This is a genomic window from Mesorhizobium sp. M0954 (genome assembly GCF_040319155.1).
Lineage (GTDB): Bacteria > Pseudomonadota > Alphaproteobacteria > Rhizobiales > Rhizobiaceae > Mesorhizobium.
This window is the reverse complement of sequence record NZ_JAMYNR010000065.1, coordinates 1-8,490: the sequence shown is the minus strand read 5'-3', so window position 1 is coordinate 8,490 and position 8,490 is coordinate 1. Positions and strand designations below refer to the sequence as shown.

Below are 8,490 nucleotides of genomic sequence, written 5' to 3'. Positions count from 1 at the left end.
TGCAGAAGGCCGGAACGACGCTCAGCACCAACGAAACCGCAAAACAATGAGGGGGTCAAATCTTCAGTTCGCCCTGGGGGTCAAATCCTCACTTCGCTTGACACCGTCGGCGAGGCGCTCGTCAAGATCCGTAGCTACTCATGCCAAAGCGCGCAAAGCAGAAGCATTAAGCGCAGATGCCAAGCACAGGCTCATGTCAATGCTTGTTGGCGTGGTCCGTTCATTGCGCTCACGTTCAATCCATTGTGCGACCGATGCTCGACGTCCGACATCACCTGTCGCCTGGCTGCTCCATAGGAAGGAGCGCAGCTTGTCGATGGCGCGCCACAACCAATGTTTCCTGCCGGCGATGGTGATGACGACCTCGTCCAGATGCCAGACATCGTTTCGGCTGTGCTGCTTCCGGCGCAAGCGGCGAGCGTAATGCGGACCGAACTTGATGCCCCACCGGCGGATTGTCTCATACGAAACCACGACCCCGCGTCCAGCAGCATTTCCTCGACCAGACGCAGGCTCAAGGGGACCTGCAGTAGAGTCAGACTGCATGGGCGATGATCTGCGGCGGGAAACGATGGCGCTTGTAGCTGACGGTCGCGGTGTTCATGCCATCGGGTCTATGCCGCAAATCCCTGAACGCGAGTTAAGTTGATAACTCCGCCGCGACTTGACAATGCAAACAGGGGAATGATCATTACCCCAAGTCCACGGTCCGCATTCCATTCGAACGATTGGCTGACGATGCAGGCGCTCTTTAGCCGGTCAATGGAATGTTCGTCCGCCATCTACTGCAAGTGTAGCGCCCGTCACAAATGACGACTGAGACGCGGTGAGAAATAGGATTGCACGCGCTATTTCAACCGGATCCGCAATACGTTTCAGGGCATAATTGCCAACCTCCGCGCGAAGGCCATTTACCATCGGCGTATCGACCGGTCCTGGACAAACGCAGTTTACGCGGATAGAGGGGGCGAGGTCCGCCGCCAGCGCTTTGGTGAGTGCGACAACGCCTCCTTTGGAGGCGGCATAGGCCGCAAGACCGGGCGAACTTGGCAACAATCCGTCGCCAGAGGCGATGTTGACGATTGTCGCTCCTTCTTTTTGCTTGAGCCAGGGAAGGCAAGCCTTGATGACGTGAAAGCTTCCCGAAAGGTTGACGTCGATAACCTTGTTCCACGTCTCGATTGTCATGTCTAAAGTAGGACCAAAGAGCAGAATGCCCGCAGCATTTACTACCCCGTCAACACCTCCGGTAAAGGACGCGGCCTCGTCTATGATACGGACAACTTCATCATAGTTCGTGATATCCGCCTTTCGGGCGAGACCCTCGCCGCTACCAAGCGCTGCCTCCACACCGGCTGCATTCAGATCTAGCAAAATGACCCTTGCACCTTCGTCGATGAAAAGTTCCGCGGTGGCTCCGCCAATTCCGGAAGCCGCCCCTGTGATCACAATCGTTCGCCCTTCCAGGCCCTTGATAATCGGTATTTTAGCCATGTTGCGCCTCAAAATGTGTATGTTGATCCTATTGTTAACGGCATTTGTGATTCAGGCAGGACATTTCACCATGGTGCCCTGTGATGACGAGACATGACGCAGCGGTTTCGCGCCGGCTAATAAGCTTTCGCATCGTTCCAGGACCAATCGATTATGACAATCGTATTTGCACAATCGTATAGAAACCGCTTCATCTGTGGTCGAGCAGGTTTCAACGCGCCTTGTTACCGTGAAGGGTGACCAAGTGGCAGATTTGCGATCCAGGGGAGCGTCACAAGGAGTAACCTTCGCAAGTTTATTTGGTTCGTGGGACATAAGAGAACGAGTTGAGCGTATTTAGCTGTAGCCTGCTGGTCGATGCAGGCGAAGTGCCTAACAAACCTTTCGAGCCGCAGCTTCTGCGGATCGGGACGTTGAGTTCTTTCTCCCGTTTGGCGCGCCAAATGATCCGAAGCGCAAACCATGGCTTCCTTGCCCCTGACCTCCACATCACGTCGTCCCACGTTTGGATTTACCTGAGGCGCTTGCCCTCCCTGGCTCCGTGTCGGCACGTGCGGCAGGAATGTTGTGCCTCTTGATTTATGGAGATGCTGACGGGTAGCCCAGATTCCGTTAAGCGTCGTCGAATATCAATTGAACCTTCGACCGCGACAAGTGCTTTGTTCAGCACGATTTGTTGCCTCAAAGTGCCCAATTGAGCAAACGGCATGCGGCATATATGTCGAAGGACGCGAAATCATAGAAGGGGTGACATGAAGTATTCAACAATGCGCTTATCGGGCTTTGAAGCGCGATCGCCTAGACGTTCATCGGGTGGAGGTTCGCAATGCTAGCTGGCCGTCACGTTTAGATCGGGCACCGGGTCCTCCGGGTATCGAAGTGAACCATGCCGGACGAGGAGACCAGTCTGTCGACCGCGGTCCCGTGCGCGTCGGTATTCGTAATATCCGGCTGGCCTCGCGGCGGCCGAGCTTGAGCCCTACCTCATTGATGCCTGCAGCACGTCATCGTCGCTCGTTCGTCAGTTCAGCTGCCGAGTGTTCCGAAATAAGGACAATACCTGAGGCGGCCAAGTCTGCGGGCGGATATCTCGAAAACCGCTGAAACGGACGTTTTGCTCGACCGACCTGACAGACGTCAAGCTTGAACGCATCTGAAGGCAAGGAGCGTCGCAGAATAGGAGATTCCCGCGTCGGGCTTCATCGACAAAGCGGAACGTGGGAAGGAAAATCGAAGTGCACCGGTTCCCGGCACGTTTCCGGTCTTTAAGAAGATCGGGCTGACGGCCGATATTGTTCTCTAATGGATCAAGAGCGGCGGCTCGGTTACGGCGCAGCCATCCATGCCTCGCCAGGGCGTCGCTCCGCTCGGGGAGGTGTTTCTGTCTCCTATCTGGGCGACCGTCGCCAGACGCGCAGGCCAGACACCCGCTATTCCCGTCGGTATCTGCAGGGGTCTTGCACATCACGCCAGGACGTCAGTTAGCCAGCGCCGCAAGGCCAGTATTGGAGCTGTCACAGATCGCGATTTGGTTGTCACAAGGCAGTATGAACCGAAGTGGACATTCGTTGACAAAAGCTCGACGAGTTCACCTGTCTCAATATGCCGGTCGACAAGAAGGTCTCCTGTCATCGCAACGCCCTGTCCAAGCCGCGCTGACTCGATCGTTTGCTGACCGTTCCACAACTTGGGGCCGTGTAACGACAGCGGTTCTGTACGTCCAAGATGGTTTAGCCACCTTTCCCACTGGCCAGTTGACTCTTCGTGTATAAGCGGCATTCTTAGAAGCTCATCAACGGATGACACTGGCCCGCGACGGTCAAGGAAGGTCGGGCTCGCGACGGGAAACATGCGGGGACGATTAAGCACCTCCACATGGCATCCCTGACGCTCCTCGCCGTCGAACAAGAACACGATTTCCGCGTCAGCCTCGTGCGCCTCCAGATTGGGGCGCCCTCGTGTGGGCCGAAGAGCGACATCACACCCTGGCAGGTAACTCTCGAGATCAGGCAGCCGAGGAAGCAGCACGATCGACGCGATACCCGGCGTACACCAAATATCCAGCTGGGTAGGCAGATCGGGCTTTAGCTCGGACGTGGCAAGTGTGATCGCTTCAAACGCACGGGATATCTTCTGATAATAACGTTTCCCTGCCCCCGTGAGCGTCAAGCCCCTGCCTTCACGCTCGAAGAACGCCACCCCGACACGGTCCTGGAGGTTTTGGATGTGGCGCGAGACCGCCGTATGACTAACCGAGAGCTCATTTCCAGCCGCGCGGACGCTGCCCGTCCGTGCAACAGCCTCAAAAGCGCGAAGCGCAATCAGAGGTGGTAGCTGATGACTCATGTTTGTAATCACTCTTTCTAAACGGCGCAGAGCTTTGCACCTCGACTATTGGTGACTTTAAGTGAACACATCCTGCTCAACAAAGCAATTGTCGCGCCTGCAGCTTGGGAGCACCTTCGCTCGTACAAAAGAATAACTGTGGCAGCCGTAGAGCGCGAATTCCAAAAGGCCTGACAATGACTGAAATCCCCGCAGAAAGAGAATTTCTGGGGTCTAAGCCCCGCGAGCATTTGACCAAAGTGCTCACGCGCACTGATCCGATCGAGGTATCGCCGGACGGCGATCTGATCTTCGACGGCTACAAGGCCGAGGATCTACTCTCAGAATTCGGCTCGCCTCTGTATGTGGTAAGCGAGCAAACGCTGCGCGAAAACTTCCGCCGGATCAAAGGTGGCTTTGAAAGGCTTTGGCCGAATAAGGTCGTGGTTATGTTCGCCATCAAATCGAACAACAATCCGGCAATCCGGGCAGTCATCCATCAGGAGGGGGGTGGAGGCGACTGCTTCGGTCTCGGTGAACTTCACTCCACATTCATGGGAGGTGCCGATCCCGATCGGATTGCTATGAACGGCAGCAACAAGACGGAAGCTGAGCTGCGCGCTGCCATTGAGAAAGGCGTTAACGTAAACATCGATGCCGTCGGCGAGATCGGAATGCTAGACACTATCTGTGCAGACCTCGGAAAAGTCGGTTCCGTCGCCCTCCGCATCAAGTGCTCTCCGGATAGTCTGGTTAGTTCCTCGAGCGACTATCTCGGCTTGGCACGCGACGTTCGGACGTTCCTGCTGCGGGAAAAATGGGGGTTTTCAGTCGACGCCGCGGTCGAACTGGTCCCGGAGATCCTAAAATGCCGGAACCTTCGGATGCGTGGTTTCAGTCTGCACACACCCCGGTTCACGCAGAACCCGGGGCTTTTTGCCACTTGTACTCGCGCCTTCGCTGAGGCTGTAATTCGGATCCGTGACACGACAGGCTATGTTCCGGAGCTCATCGATATTGGCGGGGGCTGGCCGCGAGATCGAGATCCGGAATCTCGAAAGCACCTCCTGAACACTTCTTCTGTCGAAAACTTCGCGGAAGCTGCTGTTGCTTCCCTTCTCGACACCTTCAACATCCGCCGGATGCCGGTACCGGAACTGCGCCTGGAACCAGGAAGGTTCATTGTCGGAAACGCGGTGATGCTACTAGGGAGGGTGGGCCAGATAAAGCGTGACTGCGGAGAAGTGTGGGTCAACGTCGACTTCAGTACCAACAATCTACCGCGCATTGATACTTCTGGTAGCGCCTACCACTTCCTACCCGCGAGTGGGATGGACAGGCCTTACGCCGAGGTGAGCCAAATAGTCGGATCGACCTGTATCGACTCGCGTATGGCGGACAACTGGCCGGTTCCCAAATTGGCCATGGGCGAACCCGTCGCAATCCTGGATGCCGGAATGTACGCCGATTCGGCATCGACGCAGTTTAACAGCGTTCCTCGACCTGCCACGGTGATGATCAGCAATGGCGCGGTCCATATGATCAAACGGCGGGAAACCGTTGAGGATCTTTATCGGAATACGTCGGTGCCCGAACACTTGTTACCCAAGTAACGGCTACGTCGGAATTTACGCAATAATCGGCAGAGAGGACACGTCAATGAACGATGTCGACGCGATACGCCTTAACCACTTCAGCTTCACCGTAGAGGACCTCGACAGGACGGTCTCGTTCTTCGAGCAGGTGTTCAGCTTTGAAACGCTTTCGAAAGGCCCCCGCGACAAGGCGATGATACGGGCCGTTACAGGCTTGCGCGACGCCGATATCATGGTTGCCTTCATGAAGGGACCCGGCTTCGTTATCGAGTTCATCGAATATGTCGGCAAGTTACGGAGCCAGCGAATACATACGCGCCCATGTGACGCTAGTTTCGCACATCTTGCCTTGAATGTTCCTGATCTCGAGAAAGTGCAGAAAAGAGCTGAACAGTATGGTGCCCTGCCTCTCGGAGAAGTCGGGACGGTCGACACAGGACCGAATAAAGGCAAGCGCTTGATGTATATCCAAACCTGGGATGGCGTCACTGTGGAGATCATGGGGGGGCCGTGACCCTGATGTTCTCGAATATAGGGTGTGGCGAATTCACATATCGCAGGATATTGAAAATGGCACGTAGAACTGTCATGCACGATTTTAGCGGACGACTTTTGTGGCTGACAGGAGCAAATGGCGTGATTTCCCGGGAGATCGCGCGCATCTTCTACGACTTGGGCGCCTCCTGCGTCCTGACAGACCTCGACGAAGCTGGCGTTAAGCGATTTGCGACTGAACTTGACGCGACGGGCGAGAGAGCGATTGCCCTCAGGCAGGACGCCAGCACGTCTGCGGATGCGAATGCGGTGGCCGCAGCGATTAAAGAGCGTTTCGGTAAGCTTGATTTTCTTGTGACCAGCGCAGGTCTCTACCGTGACCAGATGATCCACGATATGACCGACGAAGAATGGAACCTTAGCACTGCGATAAACCTCGATGGTGTGTTTTTTACCTGCCGCGCGGCAATTCCGTTGCTCACCAAAGGGGGGGCAGTAGTAAATGTGGCCTCAGTAGCCGGTCATTGCGGAAGCTACAACCATTCGAGCTATGCGACCTCTAAAGGGGGCGTGCTAACCTTTACCCGCACACTGGCTCTGGAACTTGCCCCCGATGTTAGGGCGAACGCCGTATCCCCCGGCCTCATCGATACGCCCATGGTCAAGACCCTGCTCGAAAAGCAGGGGCCGCAACTTATCGCGTCGACCCCGCTGCGGCGCATGGGCCGGCCACAGGAAGTGGCACAAACCGTGGCGTATCTTTGTTCGGATTGGGCCAGTTTTATCACTGGCGAAACCGTCCACATCAACGGCGGCCGCTACATCACCGGTTGATCGTTCCAGCGAACGACCAGGAAAACGTCTCATAATTCGGAGGTCAGACAGTATGAAAATATTATTCGGTATGGTCGGTCATGAAAGTAGTACCTTTGCCTCCGATATCGGGGATTTTAAACGTTGGGCTCCCAATGGATGGTTGGAGGGGGATGAGATTTTTGCTGTGTACCGGAACACGCCAGATTATCCGGGCGGAATGATCAAAGCCGCAGAAGAATATGGCGTCGAATTAATACCTGCTATTGCACTGCCGTTGAATGCCGGTCCGAAGCTTACTAAGGAGGCCGTTGAACATGCAGTAGGGGAACTTGTCAAAGTCGCCAAAGAACGAAAGGGGGAATACACGGGAATTTGTTTGGCGCTTCACGGAGCCGGCTGTGCAGAGAATACGGACGATTTAGAGGCATATACTTTGGAAAAAGTGCGGCAGGTGGTTGGCCCGGACATGCCCATAACGGTTTCCCTTGACCTTCATGGGAATATAACGCCGGAGATGGTTGAACTGTCGAATGGCCTTTTTGGCTGTAAACAATATCCCCACATCGATCAGGCGGATGCTGGCTATTTGGCCATGAAGACCCTAGTTCGCGTGTTGCGCCGCGAAGTAGCTCCCCAAACAGCTCTTGTTCAACTTCCTTTGATGGTCGATTCGCTAATTGGCAACACCTTCAATGAACCCATGAAATCTTTCACAGACTACGTAGCTGACTATGCCGCTAAACACGACCTGATAGACGCAGCTTTTTTCCACGGGTACAACTTTACCGATGTGCCTTGCGTGGGAGCTTCTGTGGTGGTTGTAGCTGAAAAAGGGGCAAAGGAGGCCGCCGAAGAAATCGCCAGGCACATCTGGGGAAAGAGGGACCAGCTGAAAGGCGAGTGCCCTATGCCGGATGTGGCTGTGGATTGTGCTCTAGACGCGCTGAAAAAACCCGGAACAGGCTATGTTGTGATTGTGGAAGTTTCTGATAATCCTGGTAGCGGGGCGCCTGGCAATGGAACCCATCTTCTGCGCGAGATTCTGAGCCGAAATCTCGCCAGGACAATTTTCGGATTCATTTCCGACCCTGAAGTTGCCCTCCTTGCTCACAAAGCCGGTGTTGGGGGAGTGGTTTCTGGTTTGCTAGGCGGTAAAATCGACAAAATTTCCGGTGACACTATTGAATTGCACAACGCCCGAGTGTGCGCACTATCAGACGGAAATGCCACCTACGTGTCTCCCATGATGGAAGGGCTGCCGGTGTGTTACGGCAAAACTGCTCGTTTGCGCGTCGGTAATGTAGAAATTATCGTTACAGAGTTTCCTGGAGGGGGGACTGTGGACGACCGGCCGTTCTTAATTACTGGGGCAGACGTTGCTCAATATGATATTGTTTGTCTGAAGGGGCTCAACCATTTTAGAGCATTTTTCCAACCCAGGGCCAAGGCAATTGTCGCTACCGATCCCCCTGGCAGCGCAACTTGCAACCTTGATTTCTACAACTACCAAAGAGTCCGGCGGCCAATATATCCTATTGATCTCGACACCACGTTCCCCGTTTAATAGCGGCGCATGGGGCGATGTCACGTTGTCTGCACATAAACGCGTTGAGAGCTGCGGCCGCTGATGTCAGCCGGCCACGGCTTTCCATTCCGCCATGACCTGCAGGCGGTGAGTATGTGTAGCGAGAGCTGAGCGTTTGAGGGGGGCGGGACGAAGAGATTGCGCAGAGCCGAGAAGATCGAAACGAAGCGTTGCAGTGCT

The 8,490-nt window shown here is 55.0% G+C and carries 6 protein-coding genes and 2 pseudogenes; 4 read left to right on the top strand and 4 right to left on the bottom strand.

Translation table 11 applies throughout. From position 1 onward, the window contains the following. Positions 1-218: 218 nt before the first annotated feature. The 3 genes and pseudogenes from NKH93_RS34010 to NKH93_RS34000 form a co-directional block, all read right to left on the bottom strand. Positions 219-604: pseudogene (locus NKH93_RS34010) on the bottom strand (transposase family protein); the annotation flags it as partial. Positions 605-759: 155 nt separating this feature from the next. After that, on the bottom strand, positions 760-1,494 hold the full coding sequence (locus NKH93_RS34005; RefSeq protein WP_352976348.1) for an SDR family NAD(P)-dependent oxidoreductase: 735 nt from the start codon (positions 1,492-1,494) through the stop codon (positions 760-762). Positions 1,495-2,958: 1,464 nt separating this feature from the next. Beyond that, on the bottom strand, positions 2,959-3,840 hold the full coding sequence (locus NKH93_RS34000; protein WP_352976351.1) for a LysR family transcriptional regulator: 882 nt from the start codon (positions 3,838-3,840) through the stop codon (positions 2,959-2,961). Between the two features lie 176 nt (positions 3,841-4,016). Between NKH93_RS34000 and NKH93_RS33995 the strand changes: the two genes are divergently transcribed. Genes NKH93_RS33995 through NKH93_RS33980 form a run of 4 tightly spaced genes read left to right on the top strand, consistent with a single transcriptional unit; the run spans position 4,017 to position 8,289 of the window. Continuing rightward, positions 4,017-5,432, top strand: a complete 1,416-nt coding sequence (locus tag NKH93_RS33995; RefSeq protein ID WP_352976347.1) for a diaminopimelate decarboxylase family protein — start codon at positions 4,017-4,019, stop codon at positions 5,430-5,432. Positions 5,433-5,478: 46 nt separating this feature from the next. Continuing rightward, positions 5,479-5,928: a VOC family protein gene (locus NKH93_RS33990; protein ID WP_352976344.1), complete on the top strand. Its 450-nt coding sequence runs from the start codon at positions 5,479-5,481 to the stop codon at positions 5,926-5,928. 56 nt (positions 5,929-5,984) lie between these two features. After that, the gene (locus tag NKH93_RS33985; protein WP_352976341.1) at positions 5,985-6,743 is read left to right on the top strand and encodes an SDR family NAD(P)-dependent oxidoreductase; all 759 of its coding nucleotides are present in this window, start codon (positions 5,985-5,987) and stop codon (positions 6,741-6,743) included. Between the two features lie 52 nt (positions 6,744-6,795). Continuing rightward, positions 6,796-8,289 carry a M81 family metallopeptidase gene (locus NKH93_RS33980; protein ID WP_352976339.1) on the top strand — a complete coding sequence of 498 codons (1,494 nt, stop codon included), beginning with the start codon at positions 6,796-6,798 and terminating at the stop codon, positions 8,287-8,289. 66 nt (positions 8,290-8,355) lie between these two features. On the opposite strand, the pseudogene NKH93_RS33975 reads toward NKH93_RS33980, so the two are convergent. Then, a pseudogene (locus NKH93_RS33975) lies at positions 8,356-8,490 on the bottom strand (IS6 family transposase); the annotation flags it as partial.